The 1,207-nt window shown below is 43.6% G+C and carries 1 protein-coding gene; it reads right to left on the reverse strand.

The features are described 5' to 3' along the window. Nucleotides 1–650: 650 nt before the first annotated feature. A partial coding sequence (locus tag R8N28_RS25765; RefSeq protein ID WP_412079936.1) for a heme biosynthesis protein HemY occupies nt 651–1,207 on the reverse strand: 557 nt, incomplete at its 5' end.

Consider the following 1,207-nt stretch of genomic DNA (forward strand, 5'->3'; position numbering starts at 1 on the left):
TATTGATTGGCTAAATAGTGTTGCCTCAACCAACGCCATACTTGTTCGATAGGGTTTGGCTCTGAAGAATAGGGCGAAAGTTTGATGACACTGACATTTTAAAGTCATTGGCTTTATCTTTTATGTATTGGCTCAACAGCTCTCTTTGCTCGGAAGTTAAGAATGGTGGTCTTCCTATTCTTGGCTTTTCTTGCCGTCCTTCCAGCCCTTCTTCAAGAAAGGTTTGAACCTACTTATTGACACTGGTTCGGCTTACCTTGAGAAACTTGGCGATTTGTGTACGTGAGTGTCCATCTTTGAAATGAGTAAGGGTCAGTGGCCTCATTTTCATCTGAATGGATTTTTGCTGACTTGCGAGTTTTTTAAAGTCGATATTATTGAGGCTGTCCATAGCGAATCAGTTCTGTTGTTGGACAGCCTCAATTGGATCATGTTTTTACTTAGATTGGTATTGCTTGTCTGTTGAGTGGTGCTCATTGGCGTGGGTGGGGAAAAGCCGAAAAAACGATAAGGGTCAAACTGTAGCGAGTGGTTTAAGAGAGAGGGGGGGCTGGGTTTCTAGTTAATTTAATACGTGTTGATGGTTATGGATAAATGGCAGGCAATAAAAAGCCGACAGTAAACTGTCGGCTTGATAATGTTGTTACTGGTTAGTCGTGCTGAACCAGCATCAGAGCTTTACGAGAGACTTCATGAGCTGCTTTGGTTAGATTTTGCTTCTCTAGTGTGTCTGCTAGGAAAGCATAGTCAGATACGTCTGAGCGAAGTTTTAGAGCTATTTCAAAGTGCTCCTGAGCTTGTTGCCACTTCTCTTGGCGGAAGTAGAAGTGTGCTAGAGCGCTGTGTGCCGCTGCGTTGTCAGATTCTTTCTTTACTACGCCTTCTAGGAAGACTACTACAGGATGGATATCTGGTAGGTTTAAGTCTGGCAGTAGTTGGTAAAGTTCTGGTTCAGGCTGCTTTTTCAGTGCTTCTTTTAGTACGGTAAAGGCTTCGGTATCGGCTTTACGAGCGATAAGCTCACGTGCAAAACAAGCAATAAGATGCGTGTCTTGCTTCACTTTACGAGCCAGACTGTTCCAATGAGAAATTAGCCCTTCGCTACCTTGTTGTTGCGCAACTTCATGCAGTAAACCACATTGTGCTTTCTGAATCAGTTCTGCTTGCTCTTCTTCCGTTACTAGCTTTGCTTTCGCCAGTTGTGGCA

This window comes from Vibrio sp. Vb1554 (assembly GCF_033344235.1).